Raw genomic sequence first — 17,547 nt, forward strand, 5'->3', positions numbered from 1 at the left:
TGGTGCCGTTGAGTCCGGGGCGTTGGGGCTTGGGCCGTCGAGTTGTGCAGAGTTGCGCCGAGACTGCGCCGTACAATCTCTGCATGGCGCAGAAGAGGACGGACGGCCGCAGCGGGCTGATGAGAGAGCTGTCCAACGCGTCGCGCCGCTATATGGCCTCGTACGCCCTCTTCAACCAGGCGCTCGCCGATCATCTGCAGCTGCACCCCACCGATCTGCAGTGCCTCAATCTGCTCAGCCTGGAGCCGGAGCCCGTCACCACCGGCCGGGTCGCCGAGCTGACCGGGCTCACCACCGGGTCCGCGACGCGGCTCGTCGACCGGCTGGAGAGGGCCGGTTATGTCACGCGTGAACGCGACACCGCGGACCGGCGACGGGTGCTCGTGACCCTCGTGCCCGAGCGCGTGGCGGAGTTCGGTGCTGTGTGGCAGAAGCTGAATGGCGCCTGGTTCGCGATGTTCGATGCGTACAGCGACGATGAGATCGCCCTGCTCACGGCTCATATGCGACGGACTGTGGAGCTCAGCGCCGCGCAGGTCGAGCGGCTGCGCGGCGGGCAACTCTGAACTACGGCACCACCGCATTTTTCAGGTACGGCCCCGCGGCCCCACGGCGCTGACGCACTACGCGGCAGCGCCGCCGAATTCGCGCAGCGCGGTCTCGACGATCGCTTCCAGCCGTGCGTGGTGCGCGCCCCGCCAGTAGACGCGCTCGCACGCCGTGCACTGCGCGAAGACTTCGTACGAGCGCTGTGTGCCCTGCTCAAGATGTTCCTGGACCGAGTCCTTGTCGGTGTCGGTCAGCCGGCCGTTGCATGCCGTGCAGCGGGTCCATGGCGCGAGCACCGGCGCGAACCGCTCCAGTACGTCCCGGAGTTGGTCCTCGGGCCGGTCGCTGTAGATGTAAGCCCCCGCCCAGAGCTCCCGCCGCCGCAGCAGTCCGCGGTCCCGGGAGAGCAGTACCCGCCGCTCTTTCGCCGAGAGCGCGGCCAGGGCGGGGTCGCCGATGTCCTCGTTCTCGTACGCCGCGTCGACGCCGAGGAGCCGCAGCCGCCGCGCCAGTGTGCCGAGGTGGACGTCGAGCAGAAAGCGCAGCGGCGCACCGGGCACCTGCTGCGGCCGCTCGACGGAGCGGACCTCGACGTTCTCGCCGGCGCGCGGGATGTGGGACACGGTGACCTGGCGGCCGTCGACGAGCAGCCGGCCCGCCTCGGTGAGCGGGACGCCGAGTGACTCGACGACATGGCCGAGTGTCGAGGAGCCGTCGGTGACCAGGGTCGTACGGCCCGCGCGGCGCTCCGAGGGGACGAAGAGCCGCAGCTCAGGGGCGACGCTGACGGTGATTTCCGGTCCGTTCACGCGGCAAGCATGTCATCGTGCGGCGCGCGTCAGCCAGGGTTTTCCGGTCCCGGCCGGGTCCGGCGGGATCCGCGGGTCCTGCGGGTTCCTCCTGGCTCCTGCGTGCTCCTGCGGGCCTGGTGGGGTGGAGCTGCGGCCGACCGGTCCGGCCGGGGCCAGTGCGGCCCGGTGGGATCCGGTCAGGCGCGGAAGGAATCCGCGTTCTCCTTCGCCCACTCGGCGAAGGTGCGGGCCGGGTGCCCGGTCAGCTCCTCGACGTTGCTGGTGAGAGGAGTGGGTGAACCGTCCGTCGAGGCCCAGTAGTCGAGCAGCCCGTCCGCGAAGGAGGCGGGCATGTAGTCGGCCATGGACTCCTTCCAGGCCTCGCGTGTCACGGTGTTGAAGGGGATGGTGCGGTCCGCGGCGTGCTCGAGGATCGCGATCTGCTCGGTGAAGGTGAGGGACTCGGGACCGGTCAGGTGGTACGTCGAGCCCCGCAGCAGCGGCCGTGTCAGGACCGCGAGCGCGGCTTCGGCGATGTCCCGCTCATGGATCGGATCGCCGTAACTGCCCGGGTACGGAAGGTCGATCGCGCCCGTGGACCGCAGTGCCCACAGCCACGGGCGCGCGTTGCTCGCGAAAGCGCCGGGCTGCAGGACGGTCGTTTCGAGGGGTGAGGCCGCCAGCGCCTGCTCGACCGCGAGATGGGACGCGGCGACCGGGTTGTCGGCGGCGCCGGGGTCGAGGACCGAGCTGGAGGAGAGCAAGACGATGTGCTCGACCCCTGCCGCCGCGGCTTCTTCGAGGAAGGCGCCGATCTGCGACGGCTCGGCGTAGAGGAAGACGGAGGTGACCGATTCGAGGGCGGCCGGGAAGGTCGCGGGGTCGTCGAGGGCGCATTTCACGGCCTTGACGCCCGCGGGCAGGCTGAGCTTCTCGGGGCTGCCGGAGGCGGCGCGGACGTCGACTCCCGCCTCGTGCAGCAGCGTTATGAGGGTGGAGCCGACCTGGCCTCGGCTTCCGGTGACGAGGATGGGCATGGAGGGATTCCTTCGTAACTCGGAGAGGGCAGCCGCAAACGAAAATATTCTACGTTGCACAGAAGCTGCGTGACGCAGATAAATATCCGCGAAGAGGGCCCGCTCGTCAAGCGAGCCCCGCCTCCTAATCCATCAGGCTGATGCGCCAGTCGTTGGACCGCAGGATCTGGCCGGGCGGGTACTCGAAGTCGCACTCGCCCACCAGTTCGAAGCCTGCCTTCCTGCACACCGCGTTGGAGGGGCCGTTGGCCACGGACGGGAAGGCATGCAGATGGCGGTGCTTCTGCTCCGCCCGCGCCATGGCGACGACCGCCAGCGTGCCTGCCGTCGCGATGCCCCGCCCCTGGAACCCGGGCAGGACACTCCACCCCGTCTCGTACACCTGCCCCCCGTCCCACGTCTGCTCCCAGAAGCCGACGGTGCCGACGACCTCCTCGCTCCCCTCCAGCACAATGCGGAACATCCGGCCCTTGCCCGTCCGGTCCGCGCTCAGATCCACATACCGCTGGTGCCGCTTGATCAGCTGTTCTTCCGTCTCCGGGCCCCCCAGGTGATCCATCAGCTCCGGTGCGTTCGCAGCGCGGAGCAGGTCGAAGTCATCCTCGGACCATGGCTCGATCCGTACCGTCGATGCTTTGATCTCCATGCCACGCACTGTAGGACGAGGGTCGGACAAGCGGGGGTCGGAAGATGAGCTTCACCGGTGTATGGGCGGTCGGCGCCGTTCCCGACGCCGAAGTCGCCGCCCTGCCGGACGGTTCGTCCATCTGACGGGAGACCTCGCGGGGGAGTGGACCACACCTCCCGGCTACGCCGAGGATCTGACCTGGTGGCTCGACGGCGGTGACCGCGAGCCCTACTTCACGCCCGAACCCACCCCCGCCGCCCTCCGCTTCGCCGCCTTCGCACGCAGCGGCGGCCCGAGCTCCCCGGCTGTCGCCGCCATGAAAGAGGCCGGCATGGACCTGCTGCGCGATACGGAAGGGAGCGCCGCGTTTGTTGCCTCGGCGCGCAAGGGCGACCCGGCCGGTGCCCTCTGCTACGGGCTCGGGGCCGAGGCCACGGCCCGACTGCCGGGCTGGTTCGGCGACTTTCTGCTGACCGCCGCCGAGGTACGCGCCGTCCTCCCGCACGCCGAGTCCGCACTCGCCGTCACCGGGCCCCGCCGCACCGAGGTCCTCGCTCGCATCGACGCCTGGATGTCGGCCATGAGTGACGCCCGGGAATTCGACGCGCGCACGCTGCTGGACGGGCCGTTGCGGGTGCTGCGGTACGCGGCGGCCAGCGGCTCGGGCGCGGTCGGCGTCACCGAGAGCTACTGAGAGTCGCCAAGGGGTGGGCGCGCGTACGCGGTCGGCGGGACGCCCACCGTCGCCGTGAAGTCCCGTACGAGATGCGCCTGATCGCTGTACCCGAGCTCAGCGGCCAGCGCTGCCCAGTCAAGACCGCCTCCCGAACGTTCGCCGTCGCCCGGGCCCTCACCCATCGGGCCTTCACCCGCCGGGCCCTCGCCCGACTCGGCGCGCTCCAGCGCCTCGTGGATGCGATAACGCAGGATGACCCACTTGGGACCGACCCCGACGTACGCGGCGAACAGCCGCTGCAGCGAGCGCGCCGACACTCCTTCCGCGGCCGCCAGCTCGGCGACCCGCCGGATCGAGCGGTCCGTACGCACCAGGTCGACGAGCGCCATCGCGCGCAGCGCCTGCGGGTCGGCGTCCGGCTCGAGCCCCAGCAGGAAGGCGTCCAGCGCGGCGACCCGCGCGTCCTCGGCCTGGGCCCGATCCTCCGCCTGTGTCTGAGCCTCAGCCTGAGCCCCCGCCCCCGCCCCCGCCTGGCCCTGTGCCCCCGGCCGCCCGTGCTCCGCCGCCTCCGGTCCGAGGATCCCGAGGACGGTTGCCTGGTCCGCGCCCGGCAGAACGTCCGCGATCGGCAGCCGCTGTCCCGTCCAGTCGGACACCGGCCGGTCCGGCGCGAACGGCCGGAAGCCGCCGGGGCGGAACTGCACCCCGCACACCCGACCCCGCCCCTCCAGTTTCTGTGTGAAGAGCCGCAGGCCGATGCCCGCGACCTCGCCCCAGCCTGCCTCGTCGCCGTACCGCTGGAAGACGACGTTCACAGATGGATGGGGCACCACATGGGAGGCGTACGGCTCCGTCAAGTCCCAGTCGATGAGCCAGTAGTGCTCGAGATACGGACGCAGTGCCGGGACGGGCTCGCGGCGGCGGAAACGTACGCGCGCGAAGAGCTCTTGGGCTTCGACGATGCCCCGGGTGTCGCGTCGCGGACCTGCCATGCCGGGATCCTATGTCGCCTTTGTTCAATACGCAGGGCGTCGGCCGCGCCTACCGTCGAACCATGACGAACAGCATCAGTGACCTCCTCGAATCGGCCGTGGAACGTGCTGTACCGGTGGTACGCGGCATCGCCGACGACCGGCTGGCCGACCCGACCCCCTGCACCGAGTACGACGTACGCGACCTGATCGATCACCTCCTCCAGGTGGTGATCAACTTCCAGGCCCTGGCGGCGCGGAAGGATGCCGACTTCGCCTCCGTGCGGCACTACACCCACGGTGACTGGCGAGGCCGGTTCGCCGACGAGGCCGCCGCGCTCGTCGCGGCGTGGGCGGTTCCCGGCGCCGAGGAGGGCACGACGGGGACCATGGGCCTGCCGGCCAGGACCGTGGGGCAGATGGTGCTGGGCGATCTGACCGTGCACGCCTGGGACCTGGCCCGCGCCACCGGGCAGGAGTTCACGCCGGACCCGGTTGTGGTCGGTGAACTCGGGCCCTCACTCGCGGAGATGGCGCCGATGGCGCGTAAGGGAGGCGTGTTCGGCGAGCCGTTCCCGTTGGCGGAGGGGGAGCGGGCATCGGAGTTCGACCGGGTGCTGGCCCTGACCGGCCGGGATCCGCACTGGCAGCCGTAACAGCGGGAACCGGTGCTACCGCCGCGTCGGCGGACTCGCGTCCCGGCCGCCCGGCTGCTTGCCCTGGCGACGGGCCTGGCGGGTCAGGCGGCCCCGGTTCTCCCGCTGGTAGCGCCGCTCAAGGCGGGCCTGGTGGTCGCGGCGGTCGCGGTACTCCCGGTACTCCATGTCGCGCCGGCCTCCGGAACGGCTGCCGCCGCGACCGTAACGGACATGGCCGAAGACCAGCACAGCCGCGGCCACCCACAGGACGGGCTCCATGAACCCGAAGCCGATCAGGGCCACGACGACGAGCACCAGTACAGGGTTCACGGTGGACCTCCGCGCGTGGACAGGAAGTTCACGCTGCCGGGGTATCGGGCGGCCGCGCTGTCCAACCTAGCCCTGCCCGCGCGCCCGGAGAAGACACCCGACGAGCATTCCGGCAGGCACTCGCTGGACGAGCGTGAGCAGCAGAAACAGCGGCGAGGTCAGGCGCGGGACGCTGTGTGTCGCCGGGAATCGTGTGGCTGTCCGGCAGGGCGGACGGCGTCGGCGTACGGCAGGCGCTCCCGGTGTCACATCGCGAGCGGCTGTGTCGTCATGGAGGTATGAGGATCGCAATTGCTGGAGGAACGGGAACGCTGGGCCGACGCGTGGCCGCTGAGCTGCGTTCGCGAGGCCACGACGTACGGGTGCTCAGCCGGAGCTCCCCGGAGTACCGCGTCGACCTGACGACCGGGGAGGGGCTGGCCGAGGCGCTTGCGGGCTGCGATGCCGTGGTCGACGCGAGCAACAGCCAGTCGTCGGCGAAGCAGGCGGCGCGGACGCTCGTCGAGGGCTCGCGACGGCTGTTGGCCGCGGAAGAGGCCGCGGGCGTGGGCCACCATGTCTGCGTGTCGATCGTCGGCTGCGACCAGCTGCCGATGGGCTACTTCAAGGTCAAGGCCGACCAGGAGGCAGTCGTGGAGCACGGGCCGGTGCCGTGGACCGTTGTACGCGCCACGCAGTTCCATGAACTGATGGACATGGCGTTCACGGCGGGCGCGCGCGAGCTGCACCTGGCCCAGGTCAACGGCGCGCCGGGCCTTGTCGTGCATGACGCGGACGGACTGCTGTCGGTGGTCGCGTTCACCGTCGACACCGACCGGATCACCGCGGTCGATATCGTACGCAATCCAGACAAGCTCACCGCCGTACGGGACTCGGACGACGGCTAGACTCGCCGCCCACCATCCCGAGGTGAGCCTGTGGACGTGCCGGATGTGTCTCGACCGCGTGTGGGTGTGGCCGTACTGACGAGGGGTACGCGGCCCGACGAACTGCGAGCCCTGCTCGACTCGGTGGCCCGGCAGGACTGCCCCGCGACACGGGTGGTGGTCGTCTGCAACGGCTCGCCGGTCTCCGAACTGCCCGAGCTCCCGGACCGCGCGACCGCCGTCGAACTGCCGGAGAACCTCGGCGTGTCCGGCGGCCGCAATGCCGCCATGGCCCGACTGCGGGAGTTCGGTGACGTGGACGTCCTGGTCGACCTCGACGACGACGGGCTGCTGATCGCGGCGGACGTCTTCCGCCGGATCGGCGATCTGTACGCCGCCGATCCGGAGTTGGGCATCGTCAGTTTCCGTATCGCCGACGAGACCGGCTTCACCCAACGGCGGCACGTGCCCCGGCTGCGCTCCGGCGATCCGATGCGCGGCGGCCCGGTAACCACGTTCCTCGGCGGCGGCCACGCCCTGTCGATGGCGATGCTCGACCAGATCGGCGGCTGGCCGGACGACTTCTTCCTCACGCACGAGGAGACCGACCTGGCCTGGCGTGCTCTGGACTGCGGCTGGAAGATCGTTTACGCGCCGGAGCTGGTGCTGCAGCATCCGCGTACCTCTCCGGCCCGGCACGCGGAGTACTACCGCATGACCGCCCGCAACCGGGTCTGGCTCGCGAAACGCCATCTTCCGGCCCCGCTCGCGCCGGTCTACCTGGGAACCTGGACCGCGCTCACGCTGCTCCGTACGCGGTCGGCGCCCGGCCTGCGCGCCTGGTTCGGCGGTTTCGCGGAGGGAGTCCGTACGCCGTGCGGGAAGCGGCGGCCGATGCGCTGGAGCACTGTGTGGCGGATGGCCCGCCTGGGACGCCCGCCGGTCATCTAGCCCGCAGCCGCAGCCGCAGCCGCAGCCGCAGCCGCCGCCGCAGTAGTCACGGCGAAGCCGCAGAGACGGCCGCAGCCGAAAGCTCCTGACGGCTCAGGGCCACACCAGGCAGTACGGCTGGTGCCCCGCCTCGTGGAGCCGCACCGAGAAATCCTGCCACTCGTGCAGCAGTTGGTAGACATTGAAAGCGTCGCGCGGACCGCCCCGGTCCGGGACCGTCGACCAGATGAAGGCTGCCGCGCCCACCGACTCCTCGCCGATGCCGCGCAGCGGGTCGACCACCGTCATCGGAAGCTTGACCACCGCATAGTCGGGGTGGAGGACCACCAGCTCCAGCGGCGGCACCTTGTTCAGCGGCATGCCCTGGATACCCGTGAGCACCATGGCGGCTATGGTCTCCGGCTTGATCTTGGCGAACATTCCGCCCATGCCGAGCTCGTCGCCGCCCAGCTCCTCAGGGCGCATCGAAATCGGCACCCGGGCGGCAGTGGCCCCGTCAGGTGCGCCGAAGTACTTGTAGGTCACCCCCACTCGGCCGCTCCTGCTTCCCATGGGTTCATCCGCGCCGGCATTGCCTCGCCGGTGCTTTCCCCGCCGGGCAGGCTCAGGACCCAGGTCGTCGGTCCCCTCGCCCAGTCCGCCACCGCGATGCATATCTCCACCCGACCACTCGCAGCCCCCGCCGCGCAACCCGATCATCGTGACAGTGACCTCCCCCACGAAAGTGCTGTGAAACACCGGTCCGCAAGAACTTGGGGGCCTCTGACACCATGGATTCCGTGAGCTTTCCCTATGTCGCCCCAGTTTCGCAGACGCGAGAGGGATGACGCCCTTTTGTAATACGAGGAGATCGCCCCATCCGCTCACCGGTGGCCGAGATCATCTGTCCCGGCCCCTCGACCGCCCGCATCGCAGATCAGGACCAAAGTGTCGTATTCATACGAAGCCCCAGTTTCGCAGGCGCTTTTCGACCGCGCGTCACTCGTGACGCCCGGCGGCGTGAACTCTCCCGTCCGTGCCTTCCGCGCCGTGGGCGGTACGCCCCGGTTCATGGTGTCCGGTACCGGCCCGTACCTCACTGACGCGGACGGGCGCGAGTATGTCGACCTCGTCTGCTCGTGGGGTCCGATGATCCTCGGGCACTCCCACCCGGCCGTCATCGAGGCGGTGCAGGCCGCGGTCGCCCGCGGCACCTCCTTCGGTACGCCGGGTGAGGGCGAGGTCGCCCTCGCCGAGGAGATCGTGGCCCGCGTCGAGCCGGTGGAGCAGGTACGGCTTGTTTCCAGCGGTACGGAAGCGACGATGTCCGCGATCCGCCTCGCCCGCGGTTTCACCGGCCGGGCCAAGGTCGTGAAGTTCGCCGGCTGCTACCACGGACATGTGGACGCGCTGCTCGCCGCGGCCGGCTCCGGGGTGGCGACCTTCGGGCTGCCGGACACCCCGGGGGTCACGGGCGCGCAGGCCGGCGACACCATCGTGCTGCCGTACAACGATCTCGAAGCGGTGCACGAGGCGTTCCACAACCACCCGGGCGAGATCGCGTGCGTGATCACCGAGGCCTCGCCGGGCAACATGGGCGTCGTGCCGCCGCGGCCGGGCTTCAACGAGGGGCTCAAGGCGGTCTGCGCCAAGAACGGCGCGCTGTACATCTCCGACGAGGTCATGACCGGCTTCCGTACGTCGAAGGCCGGCTGGTACGGCGTCGACGGCGTCGCGCCCGACCTGATGACCTTCGGCAAGGTCATGGGCGGCGGCTTCCCGGCCGCCGCGTTCGGCGGCCGCAAGGACGTCATGGAGTACCTCGCCCCGGCCGGCCCCGTCTACCAGGCGGGCACCCTCTCCGGTAACCCCGTCGCCACCGCCGCCGGCCTCGCGCAGCTGCGGCTGCTCGACGACGCCGCGTACGAGAAGATCGACGCCGTCTCGGCCGCGATCCGGACGCTGCTGACGGACGCGCTCGCCAAGGAGGGCGTCGCCCACCGGCTGCAGACCGCGAGCAATATGTTCTCCGTCTTCTTCACGGACAGGGACGTCAGGAACTACGAGGACGCGAAGAAGCAGGAGTCCTTCCGCTTCAACGCGTTCTTCCACGCGATGCTCTCCCAGGGCGTCTATCTGCCGCCGTCCGCCTTCGAGTCCTGGTTCGTCTCCACGGCCCACGACGAGCGGGCGATCGAGCGGATCGCCGCCGCACTTCCCTCCGCCGCCCGCGCCGCCGCCGAGGCGACGGAGGTGTCCGCATGAGCGAGATCACCGTCGTCCATCTGGTGCGGCACGGCGAGGTCCACAACCCCGACGGGGTGTTGTACGGCCGCCGTTCCGGCTACCACCTCTCCGAGCTCGGCCGGCAGATGGCCGACCGGGTCGCCGAGCATCTCGCGGGCCGCGACATCACCCATGTGGTGTCCTCGCCGCTGGAGCGCGCGCAGGAGACCGCCGGGCCCGTCGCCAAGAGCCACGGCCTCACCCTCGACACCGACGAGCGGCTGATCGAGGCAGGCAATGTCTTCGAGGGCAAGACCTTCGGAGTGGGCGACGGCGCGCTGCGCAAGCCGGCCAACTGGAAGCATCTGACCAACCCGTTCCGCCCGTCCTGGGGTGAGCCGTACGTCGATCAGGTCGTACGGATGATGGGTGCGCTGAACAGCGCGCGGGACGCGGCCCGCGGGCACGAGGCCGTCTGCGTCAGCCATCAGCTGCCGATCTGGATCGTGCGGAGCTTTGTCGAGCGGCGCCGGCTCTGGCACGATCCGCGCCGTCGGCAGTGCACTCTCGCGTCCCTGACCACCTTCACGTATCAGGACGACAAGATTGTCTCGGTCGGCTACACCGAGCCGGCGCGCGATCTCGTACCGGCGCATCTACTGGCGGGCGCGAAGCCCGTGAAGGGCAAGTCCAGAGCATTCGGTGCGTAGTTGCTCACGAAAATAGTTGGCACCCTTCGGAACCTCCGCCTTCCACCCGGCATCTAAATCGGTGCCGGTGTGGATGGGCTCTCTGGACCAAGAGAGAGCGCGGATGGGGACGATATGCGCGACGTCAGTCGAAGGGGTTTGCTCGGGGCGGGACTTGGGGCGGCGGCCGCGATCGGGATCGCGGGCTGCGGCTCCACCGGCCAGGGCGGAGCGGGACAGACCGGGGCCGGCAAGGACAGCGGCAAGGGCGGCAAACCCTCCAAGATCGAAGGCCGGCCGATCGGTGACGGTTCCACGTCCGACACCGGAAAGCAGCCGCATCAGCCGCCGAAGCCCGTTCCTCTCGAACCGGGCCAGACGCCGCCGCAATTCGTGATCTTTTCCTGGGACGGGGCGGGCGAGGTCGGCAACGGCCTCTTCCCGCGCTTCCTCGAACTCGCCAAGAATCACGATGCGGCGATGACCTTCTTCCTCTCCGGGATCTATCTGCTCCCCGAGTCGAAGAAGACGCTCTACCGCCCTCCGAACAACGGCATCGGCGCGTCCGACATCGGCTATCTCACCGACGACCACATCAAGGCGACGCTGAAGTACATACGCCAGGCATGGCTCGACGGCCATGAGATAGGCACGCACTTCAACGGGCACTTCTGCGCCGGTTCCGGAACGGTCGGCAACTGGTCGCCCGCGGACTGGCAGAACGAGATCGACCAGGCTGTGAAGTTCGTCACCGAGTGGCGTACGAACACCGGCTGGACCGACATCGACCCGCTGCCGTTCGACTACCGCAAGGAACTGGTCGGCGCCCGCACCCCCTGTCTGCTCGGCCAGGACAAGCTGCTGCCCACCGCGAAGAAGCTCGGCTGGCGCTACGACGCGAGCTCACCCGGCGGCCGCCAGATGTGGCCCGAAAAGCGACAGGGCCTCTGGGATCTGCCGCTGCAGCAGGTGCCGTTCCCCGGGCACTCCTTCGAGGTGCTCTCGATGGACTACAACATCCTCGCCAATCAGTCGCAGAATTCGACCAAGGGCATGCCCGAGCGCTATCCCGGCTGGAAGAAGCAGGCCACCGAGGCCTATCTCGCCGGATTCAAGCGCGCCTACGAGTCGAATCGCGCGCCGCTCTACATAGGCAACCACTTCGAGCAGTGGAACGGCGGCATCTACATGGACGCCGTCGAGGAAGCACTCAAGGGCATGGTCGGCAAGAAGGACGTACGGCTGGTCTCCTTCCGGCAGTTCTGCGACTGGCTCGACGTCCAGGACCCGAAGGTGCTCGCCAAGCTCCGTACGCTCGAGGTCGGTCAGTCGCCGGCCGGCGGCTGGAACACATTCCTTAAGGCAGCCTGACAAGGGGCTATCCGGGCACCTCGGGGGGCGCGGAAAGATCCCCGGAACGGCCATGCGAAACTTTTCACATGAGCCTTAGCCGTGCCTCCCGCGCCGCCCTGCTGACCGCCGTGGTCGCAGTCGGCGCGCTCAGTCTGTCGGCCTGCAGCGGTGACTCCAACGGCAAGTCCGGCGGTGGCGGCAACACCAACTTCGTCACCGACTCCGGCGGTATCTCCATCGTCGCGAAGGGGAAGCGCACTGCCCCCAACAAGCTGTCCGGCGAGACCCTCGAGGGCAAGCCGCTCGACATCGCCGACTTCAAGGGCAAGGTCGTCGTGATGAACGCCTGGGGCTCGTGGTGCCCGCCCTGCCGCGCCGAGGCCCCGCATTTCGCGAAGGTCTCCAAGGAGACGAAGGCGAAGGGTGTGGAGTTCGTCGGGATCAATACCCGAGACGCCAACAAGGGCCCGGCGCTCGCCTTCGAGAAGGATTTCGAGATCGGGTACCCCAGTCTGTACGACCCGGTGAGCAAGTTGATCGTCAATGGCTTCCCCAAGGGCAGCCTCAATCCGCAGGCCATTCCCTCCACGATCGTGCTCGATCGCGAGGGAAAGATCGCCGCCCGCTCCCTCAAGGCGCTCGACGCCGCGGCACTCCACAAGATCATCGACCCGTTGATCGCGGAGAAGTGATCCTGTGGAAGCTCTGACGCCGTGCTCCTGGGGTGAGCCCCAGTGAACGAGACGGTCTTCAGCGGGGCGCTGCTGGTCGCGTTGCCCATCGCCGTACTCGGCGGGCTCGTCTCCTTCTTCTCGCCCTGCGTACTGCCACTCGTGCCCGGCTATCTCTCGTACGTCACCGGGGTCAGTGGCAGCGACCTGGCCGAGGCCAAGCGCGGCCGGATGGTCGCGGGAGCGTCCCTCTTCGTCCTCGGCTTCACCGCCGTCTTCGTCTCCGGCGGCGCGCTCTTCGGCTACTTTGGCGCGACCCTCCAGGGCGAGAAGGAGACCCTCTCCAAGGTTCTCGGCGTGCTGATGATCCTGCTGGGCGTCTTCTTCATGGGGCTGATGCCCTGGCTCACCCAGCGCGAATTCCGGCTCCACAAGCGGCCGGTGACCGGTCTGGTCGGCGCACCGCTGCTGGGCGCGCTGTTCGGCGTCGGCTGGACGCCCTGCATCGGCCCGACGCTCGCGTCCGTGAACGCTCTCGCCGCCGAGCAGGCGAGCGCGGGCCGTGGGGCCATACTGACGGTCGCGTACTGCATCGGCCTCGGCCTGCCGTTCGTCCTTGCCGCGGTGGCCTTCCGTAAGGCGCTCGGCGCGTTCGGCTGGGTGAAGCGCCACTACGCCTGGGTGATGCGGATCGGCGGCATCATGATGATCGCGACCGGTCTGCTGCTGCTGACCGGTGTCTGGGACAGCCTGGTGCAGGGCATGCAGGGCTGGACCAACGGCTTCACGGTGGGGATCTGAGTTCCATGAGCAAGACAGCGTCCGACGAGCAGAGGGACAGCCAGGACGGCAGGGACCTCGGAGCGGCCGGAGCCCAGCTCTCCACCGCTCCCAGGGAAGAGCTCATCGCCGGTCCCTCCCTCTCCGTCCTCGGCTGGGTCCGCTGGTTCTGGCGGCAGCTGACCTCCATGCGGGTCGCGCTGATCCTGCTGTTCCTGCTCTCCCTCGGCGCGATCCCCGGCTCCCTCATCCCGCAGAACAGCGTGGACGAGCTGAAGGTGCAGACCTTCAAGGAGGCGCACAGGACGGTCTCGCCGCTCTACGAGAAGCTGCAGTTCTTCGACGTCTACAGCTCGGTGTGGTTCTCGGCGATCTACATCCTGCTGTTCGTCTCCCTCATCGGCTGCATCGTGCCGCGCACCTGGCAGTTCGTCGGCCAGCTCCGCGGCCGGCCGCCGGGCGCCCCCGGCCGGCTGACCCGGCTGCCCGCGTACACCACGTGGCGCAGTGAGGCGGAGCCCGAGCAGGTGCGCGCCGCCGCGCTCGCGATACTGAAGCAGCGCCGCTTCCGCGCCCACACCGTCGGCGACGCGGTCGCCGCGGAGAAGGGCTATCTGCGCGAGGCAGGCAATCTCCTCTTCCACATCGCCCTGATCGTGATGCTGGTCGCCTTCGCCGTCGGCCAGCTCTTCAAGTCGGAGGGCGGCAAGCTGATCGTCGAGGGCGACGGCTTCTCCAACAGCCTCACCCAGTACGACGACTTCAAGTCCGGCTCGATGTTCAGTACGGACGAGCTCGCACCGTTCAGCTTCACGCTGGACAAGTTCACGGGCACGTACGAGAAGAGCGGGCCGCAGCGCGGCACGCCGCGCACCTTCGAGGCCGACGTCAGCTACTCCCAGGGCGACGGCCCCGACAAGAAGTCCGTCATCCAGGTCAACAAGCCCCTGGTCGTCGACGGCACCAAGGTCTATCTGCTGTCGCACGGATACGCGCCCGTCGTCACCGTCCGGGACGGCAGGGGCAATGTTGTCTTCAACGGCGCGGTGCCGCTGCTGCCGATCGACAACAACATCACATCGACCGGCGCGATCAAGGTGATGGACGGCTATCGCGACAAGAACGGCAAGAAGGACCAGCTGGGCTTCCAGGCGTTCTTCGTGCCGACGTTCGGGGGCGCGGGCAAGGGCACGATGTTCTCGCAGTTCCCGGGTCTCGAGTTCCCGGTGCTCGCTCTCACCGGCTACCACGGCAGCCTCGGCGTCAACGCAGGTCTGCCGCAGAACGTGTACCAGCTCGACACCCGCAAGCTGACGCAGTTCAAGGACGCCAAGGGCCAGATCCTCAAGGCACGGCTGCTGCCCGGCGAGAAGATGACGCTGCCGGACGGCGCGGGCTCCATCACCTTCGAGAAGGAAGTGAAGGAGTGGGCCAGCTTCCAGATTTCGCAGCAGCCCGCCAGCGGCTGGGCGCTGACCGGCGCGATCGCCGCCATCGGGGGCCTCGTCGGCTCGCTGTTCATCCAGCGCCGCCGGGTCTGGGTCCGGGCCGTGGCGGGGGAGGACGGCGTGACCGTCGTCGAAATGGCGGGGCTCGGCCGCAGCGAGTCCCCGAAGCTTCCCGAGGAGCTGGCCGACCTGGCGGTCACGCTCCATGCAGAGGCGCCGACCGCGCCAGATCCCGATCCCGCAGATGTACCTGCCGAAGGGGCTGAGAAGTGACTCTCGCCGCCGCAACCACCAACGAAAATCTGGCGCACATCAGCAATGTGCTGATCTATTCGTCGATGGCCGTCTACACGCTGGCCTTTCTCGCCCATATCTCCGAATGGGTCTTCGGCAGCCGCAGCAAGGTGGGCCGTACCGCCGCCGCGCTGACCGGAACCGGCACCGCTGCGGCGGCCGGCTCGGTGAAGGTCCAGGTGAAGCAGCAGGGCGGCGGCACCGCCGTACTGGACAAGCCCAAGGTCATCACCCGCTCGGCGGCCGGCACGCGTGACGTCCCGGACGGGCCCGGCGCCGCGGGCGGCACCGAGAAGGGCGATCTGTACGGCCGGATCGCCGTCTCGCTGACCGTCCTCGGCTTCTTCATCGCGGCGGGCGGCGTCGTCACCCGCGCACTCTCGGTGCAGCGGGCCCCCTGGGGCAACATGTACGAGTTCTCCATCACCTTCTCCACGGTGGCGGTCGGCGCGTACCTCGGCTTCCTGCTCGCCGGGAAGAACGTCCGCTGGATGGGCCTGCTGCTGGTCGCGACCGTCCTCGCAGACCTGGGTATCGCCACCACCTGGCTGTACACCGACAGCGATCAGCTGGTCCCGGCCCTGCACTCGTACTGGCTGTGGATCCACGTCTCCACCGCGATCTTCTGCGGTGCGGTCTTCTACCTCGGCGCGGTCGGCACGCTGCTCTATCTGTTCCGTGACAGCTACGAGAACAAGCTCGCCCGCGGCCAGCAGCCCGGCGCCTTCGCGACCTCGGTCCTGGAGCGGCTGCCCGCGGCCGCATCGCTCGACAAGTTCGCGTACCGCATCAACGCCGCGGTCTTCCCGCTCTGGACCTTCACGATCATCGCGGGCGCGATCTGGGCCGGCGACGCCTGGGGCCGCTACTGGGGCTGGGACCCCAAGGAGGTCTGGTCCTTCATCACCTGGGTCGCGTACGCCTGCTATCTGCACGCCCGCGCCACCGCAGGCTGGAAGGGCCGGAAGGCGGCAACGCTGGCGCTCATCGCCTTCGGCTGCTGGCTCTTCAACTACTACGGCGTGAACATCTTCGTCACCGGCAAGCACTCCTACGCCGGCGTCTGACCGTGACGCACGCGTCCGACCGTCGCCCACGCCGCCGAGGCGCCTGGGGCGTGCGGAACGGCTGAGTGCGCGCGAGGCTGGTGCCATGACCGCAACCATCGACCAGGGCACCAGCCGGAGCGAGGGAGACACCCACACCCTTCACTTCGAGCTCCGCCTCCCCCACCCTGTGGACCGGGTCTGGGCGGCCGTGGCCACACCCGGGGGCCTGCGGGGCTGGCTCGCGGCCGCCGATGTGCTCGAACCCCGGCTCGGCGGCGCGGTCACGCTGCGCCGGCTGGACACGGATGCCGAGGGACGGCACCCGGTCGTCGAGGGCCGCATCACCGCCTGGGACGTCGAGCGCGTCGCCGAGTACACCGTGGACACCCTCCCCGGCCGGATGCGCTTCCATCTGGAGCCGGCCGGCAGCACCGGAACGACGGTCCGCTTCACCAACGAGTTCAACGGCGACGACGAGCTGCGTCCGGTCTCCCTGGCGGGCTGGCACAACCACTTCGAGTACCTCGTCGACGCACTGGACGGGCGGCCGAAGGACTGGTCCGGCTGGACTCCGGAGCGCCGCGAGGAGCTGCGCGAGGCGTACGTGGCCAGGGAGCGCGACGTCAGCCGGCCGTGATCGCGTCGAGCTGGGCCCGCAGATAGGTGTGCGAATCGATGCCCCGGACCTCGGTGCCCGGATCGCACTCGTAGAAGTAGACGAGCGAGATCAGCTCCTCGGCCGGTACGTCCGCCGGCGGCGGCAGCACCCGGTGGCGGCCCGAGCGCCAGCGGTCACCCGTCCAGCGGGCCATCAGGTCCCCGATGTTGATGGTGAACGCCTCGGGGTCGTACGGCGCGTCCTGCCAGCCGCCCTCGTCGGTGAACACCTGCAGGCCGCCCTTGCCCGCCTGCCGGTCCAGGACCGTGACCGTGCCGAAGTCGGTGTGCGGGCCGATGCGGAACTGGCCGGGCTGCGGCTCGCCGACGGTGTCCGTCCCCGGGTACCAGTTGATGTTGAAGCCCCAGGTGGGATGTCCGGTGTGCCGGGTGAAGAAGTCCTCGGCCTCGCCCAGCGCGACCGCGAGAAGCTCCAGCAGCAGATCGGAGAGCGCCCGCAGTTGCCCGAGATACGTCTCCACCCGCTCCTTCAGTCCCGGCACCTCGGCCGGCCAGGTGTTGGGCAGGAACCACTCGGCGTCGACCGCCGGGGCGCCGGTGGGGTCCTCGGCCGCGAAGGACAGCGACTCCTTCAGATCCGGTGGAGTCTCGGTACCCTCGGCGTACCCGTTCGCCTCGGCGCCGGGTCCCAGCCAGCCGCGTCCGCCGACCTTGACGGCGTAGGGCTCCTTGACGCCGGACGGCAGCCGGAAGAACTCCCTTGCCACCTCCCGGATCTCGGCACGCAGCCCTGGGTCGATTCCGTGTCCTGTGACCAGGAGGAATCCGGCGGTCCGCAGGGCCTGGTCGACGGTCGCCGCGATCTCCGCGCGTACGGCCGCATCCCCGGTGAGCCAGGGGCGCAGGTCGATGCTGGGAATCCTGGAATCAGTCACCGATGTCCTCGTTCCACAGTTCGGTGTCGGCCTTGATGACGTCACACATCAGGCTCCCGCACTCGGCG

Annotated in this window: 20 protein-coding genes; 13 read left to right on the plus strand and 7 right to left on the minus strand. The window is 69.3% G+C overall.

What is annotated here, in order from left to right; all coding sequences use genetic code 11:
* Positions 1-83 precede the first annotated feature (83 nt).
* Positions 84-566, plus strand: coding sequence for a MarR family winged helix-turn-helix transcriptional regulator (locus OG735_RS24795; RefSeq protein WP_327325362.1), 483 nt, complete (start codon positions 84-86; stop codon positions 564-566).
* A gap of 57 nt (positions 567-623) precedes the next feature.
* Here OG735_RS24795 and OG735_RS24800 read toward each other — a convergent pair whose 3' ends face one another.
* The 3 genes from OG735_RS24800 to OG735_RS24810 form a co-directional block, all read right to left on the minus strand.
* Positions 624-1,358 (minus strand): Mut7-C RNAse domain-containing protein, encoded by a 735-nt coding sequence (locus tag OG735_RS24800; RefSeq protein ID WP_327325363.1) that lies wholly within the window; start codon positions 1,356-1,358, stop codon positions 624-626.
* A gap of 179 nt (positions 1,359-1,537) precedes the next feature.
* Positions 1,538-2,377: an NAD(P)H-binding protein gene (locus OG735_RS24805; RefSeq protein ID WP_327325364.1), complete on the minus strand. Its 840-nt coding sequence runs from the start codon at positions 2,375-2,377 to the stop codon at positions 1,538-1,540.
* A gap of 124 nt (positions 2,378-2,501) precedes the next feature.
* Positions 2,502-3,023: a GNAT family N-acetyltransferase gene (locus OG735_RS24810; RefSeq protein WP_327325365.1), complete on the minus strand. Its 522-nt coding sequence runs from the start codon at positions 3,021-3,023 to the stop codon at positions 2,502-2,504.
* 61 nt (positions 3,024-3,084) lie between these two features.
* On the opposite strand from OG735_RS24810, the gene OG735_RS24815 reads away from it, so the two are divergent.
* The gene (locus OG735_RS24815; protein WP_327325366.1) at positions 3,085-3,699 is read left to right on the plus strand and encodes a hypothetical protein; all 615 of its coding nucleotides are present in this window, start codon (positions 3,085-3,087) and stop codon (positions 3,697-3,699) included.
* On the opposite strand, the gene OG735_RS24820 is transcribed toward OG735_RS24815, so the two are convergent.
* Positions 3,693-4,673: a helix-turn-helix domain-containing protein gene (locus OG735_RS24820; RefSeq protein ID WP_327325367.1), complete on the minus strand. Its 981-nt coding sequence runs from the start codon at positions 4,671-4,673 to the stop codon at positions 3,693-3,695. The two genes, OG735_RS24815 and OG735_RS24820, sit on opposite strands and share 7 nt — an antisense overlap.
* A gap of 62 nt (positions 4,674-4,735) precedes the next feature.
* Between OG735_RS24820 and OG735_RS24825 the strand changes: the two genes are divergently transcribed.
* Positions 4,736-5,308, plus strand: coding sequence for a TIGR03086 family metal-binding protein (locus tag OG735_RS24825; RefSeq protein ID WP_327325368.1), 573 nt, complete (start codon positions 4,736-4,738; stop codon positions 5,306-5,308).
* Between the two features lie 15 nt (positions 5,309-5,323).
* Here the strand turns inward: OG735_RS24825 and OG735_RS24830 are convergent, their stop codons facing one another.
* Positions 5,324-5,620 (minus strand): hypothetical protein, encoded by a 297-nt coding sequence (locus tag OG735_RS24830; protein WP_327325369.1) that lies wholly within the window; start codon positions 5,618-5,620, stop codon positions 5,324-5,326.
* A gap of 278 nt (positions 5,621-5,898) precedes the next feature.
* On the opposite strand from OG735_RS24830, the gene OG735_RS24835 reads away from it, so the two are divergent.
* Both OG735_RS24835 and OG735_RS24840 read left to right on the plus strand, forming a co-directional pair.
* Positions 5,899-6,507: an SDR family oxidoreductase gene (locus tag OG735_RS24835; protein ID WP_327325370.1), complete on the plus strand. Its 609-nt coding sequence runs from the start codon at positions 5,899-5,901 to the stop codon at positions 6,505-6,507.
* Positions 6,508-6,552: 45 nt separating this feature from the next.
* On the plus strand, positions 6,553-7,437 hold the full coding sequence (locus OG735_RS24840) for a glycosyltransferase family 2 protein (RefSeq protein WP_327325371.1): 885 nt from the start codon (positions 6,553-6,555) through the stop codon (positions 7,435-7,437).
* 93 nt (positions 7,438-7,530) lie between these two features.
* Here OG735_RS24840 and OG735_RS24845 read toward each other — a convergent pair whose 3' ends face one another.
* A complete protein-coding gene (locus OG735_RS24845; RefSeq protein WP_327328442.1) occupies positions 7,531-8,091 on the minus strand; it encodes a hypothetical protein in 561 nt (186 codons plus the stop codon).
* A gap of 273 nt (positions 8,092-8,364) precedes the next feature.
* On the opposite strand from OG735_RS24845, the gene hemL reads away from it, so the two are divergent.
* The 8 genes from hemL to OG735_RS24885 all read left to right on the plus strand — a co-directional run bounded on the left by hemL (position 8,365) and on the right by OG735_RS24885 (position 16,563).
* Positions 8,365-9,681, plus strand: a complete 1,317-nt coding sequence (gene hemL, locus OG735_RS24850; RefSeq protein ID WP_327325372.1) for a glutamate-1-semialdehyde 2,1-aminomutase — start codon at positions 8,365-8,367, stop codon at positions 9,679-9,681.
* Entirely contained in the window at positions 9,678-10,352 is a 675-nt protein-coding gene (locus OG735_RS24855; protein ID WP_327325373.1) for a histidine phosphatase family protein, read from the plus strand. The genes hemL and OG735_RS24855 overlap by 4 nt, the downstream gene beginning before the upstream one ends.
* Positions 10,353-10,466: 114 nt before the next feature.
* The gene (locus OG735_RS24860) at positions 10,467-11,702 is read left to right on the plus strand and encodes a hypothetical protein (protein ID WP_327325374.1); all 1,236 of its coding nucleotides are present in this window, start codon (positions 10,467-10,469) and stop codon (positions 11,700-11,702) included.
* A 68-nt stretch (positions 11,703-11,770) separates the two neighbouring features.
* Complete coding sequence (locus OG735_RS24865) at positions 11,771-12,376, plus strand: TlpA family protein disulfide reductase (protein ID WP_327325375.1); 606 nt, start codon at positions 11,771-11,773, stop codon at positions 12,374-12,376.
* Between the two features lie 42 nt (positions 12,377-12,418).
* A complete protein-coding gene (locus OG735_RS24870) occupies positions 12,419-13,156 on the plus strand; it encodes a cytochrome c biogenesis CcdA family protein (RefSeq protein WP_327325376.1) in 738 nt (245 codons plus the stop codon).
* A gap of 5 nt (positions 13,157-13,161) precedes the next feature.
* Positions 13,162-14,856: a cytochrome c biogenesis protein ResB gene (resB, locus tag OG735_RS24875; RefSeq protein ID WP_327325377.1), complete on the plus strand. Its 1,695-nt coding sequence runs from the start codon at positions 13,162-13,164 to the stop codon at positions 14,854-14,856.
* Entirely contained in the window at positions 14,853-15,944 is a 1,092-nt protein-coding gene (ccsB, locus tag OG735_RS24880; protein WP_327325378.1) for a c-type cytochrome biogenesis protein CcsB, read from the plus strand. Before resB ends, ccsB begins: the two co-directional genes overlap by 4 nt.
* An 85-nt stretch (positions 15,945-16,029) precedes the next feature.
* Positions 16,030-16,563 (plus strand): SRPBCC domain-containing protein, encoded by a 534-nt coding sequence (locus OG735_RS24885; protein WP_327325379.1) that lies wholly within the window; start codon positions 16,030-16,032, stop codon positions 16,561-16,563.
* Here the strand turns inward: OG735_RS24885 and OG735_RS24890 are convergent.
* Entirely contained in the window at positions 16,550-17,479 is a 930-nt protein-coding gene (locus OG735_RS24890) for an isopenicillin N synthase family dioxygenase (protein WP_327325380.1), read from the minus strand. The two genes, OG735_RS24885 and OG735_RS24890, sit on opposite strands and share 14 nt — an antisense overlap.
* Between the last annotated feature and the right edge of the window lie 68 nt (positions 17,480-17,547).

The organism is Streptomyces sp. NBC_01210 (assembly GCF_036010325.1).
In the GTDB taxonomy this organism is placed as follows: Bacteria; Actinomycetota; Actinomycetes; order Streptomycetales; family Streptomycetaceae; genus Streptomyces.

Excerpts from the sequence above, each read along its gene's own strand:
- OG735_RS24795 (WP_327325362.1), top strand. The coding sequence starts at position 84 with ATGGCGCAGAAGAGGACGGACGGCCGCAGCGGGCTGATGAGAGAGCTG.
- OG735_RS24805 (WP_327325364.1), bottom strand. The coding sequence starts at position 2,377 with ATGCCCATCCTCGTCACCGGAAGCCGAGGCCAGGTCGGCTCCACCCTC.
- OG735_RS24810 (WP_327325365.1), bottom strand. The coding sequence starts at position 3,023 with ATGGAGATCAAAGCATCGACGGTACGGATCGAGCCATGGTCCGAGGAT.
- OG735_RS24815 (WP_327325366.1), top strand. The coding sequence starts at position 3,085 with ATGGGCGGTCGGCGCCGTTCCCGACGCCGAAGTCGCCGCCCTGCCGGA.
- OG735_RS24820 (WP_327325367.1), bottom strand. The coding sequence starts at position 4,673 with ATGGCAGGTCCGCGACGCGACACCCGGGGCATCGTCGAAGCCCAAGAG.
- OG735_RS24825 (WP_327325368.1), top strand. The coding sequence starts at position 4,736 with ATGACGAACAGCATCAGTGACCTCCTCGAATCGGCCGTGGAACGTGCT.
- OG735_RS24835 (WP_327325370.1), top strand. The coding sequence starts at position 5,899 with ATGAGGATCGCAATTGCTGGAGGAACGGGAACGCTGGGCCGACGCGTG.
- OG735_RS24845 (WP_327328442.1), bottom strand. The coding sequence starts at position 8,091 with ATGCATCGCGGTGGCGGACTGGGCGAGGGGACCGACGACCTGGGTCCT.
- OG735_RS24855 (WP_327325373.1), top strand. The coding sequence starts at position 9,678 with ATGAGCGAGATCACCGTCGTCCATCTGGTGCGGCACGGCGAGGTCCAC.
- OG735_RS24860 (WP_327325374.1), top strand. The coding sequence starts at position 10,467 with ATGCGCGACGTCAGTCGAAGGGGTTTGCTCGGGGCGGGACTTGGGGCG.
- OG735_RS24865 (WP_327325375.1), top strand. The coding sequence starts at position 11,771 with ATGAGCCTTAGCCGTGCCTCCCGCGCCGCCCTGCTGACCGCCGTGGTC.
- resB (WP_327325377.1), top strand. The coding sequence starts at position 13,162 with ATGAGCAAGACAGCGTCCGACGAGCAGAGGGACAGCCAGGACGGCAGG.
- OG735_RS24885 (WP_327325379.1), top strand. The coding sequence starts at position 16,030 with ATGACCGCAACCATCGACCAGGGCACCAGCCGGAGCGAGGGAGACACC.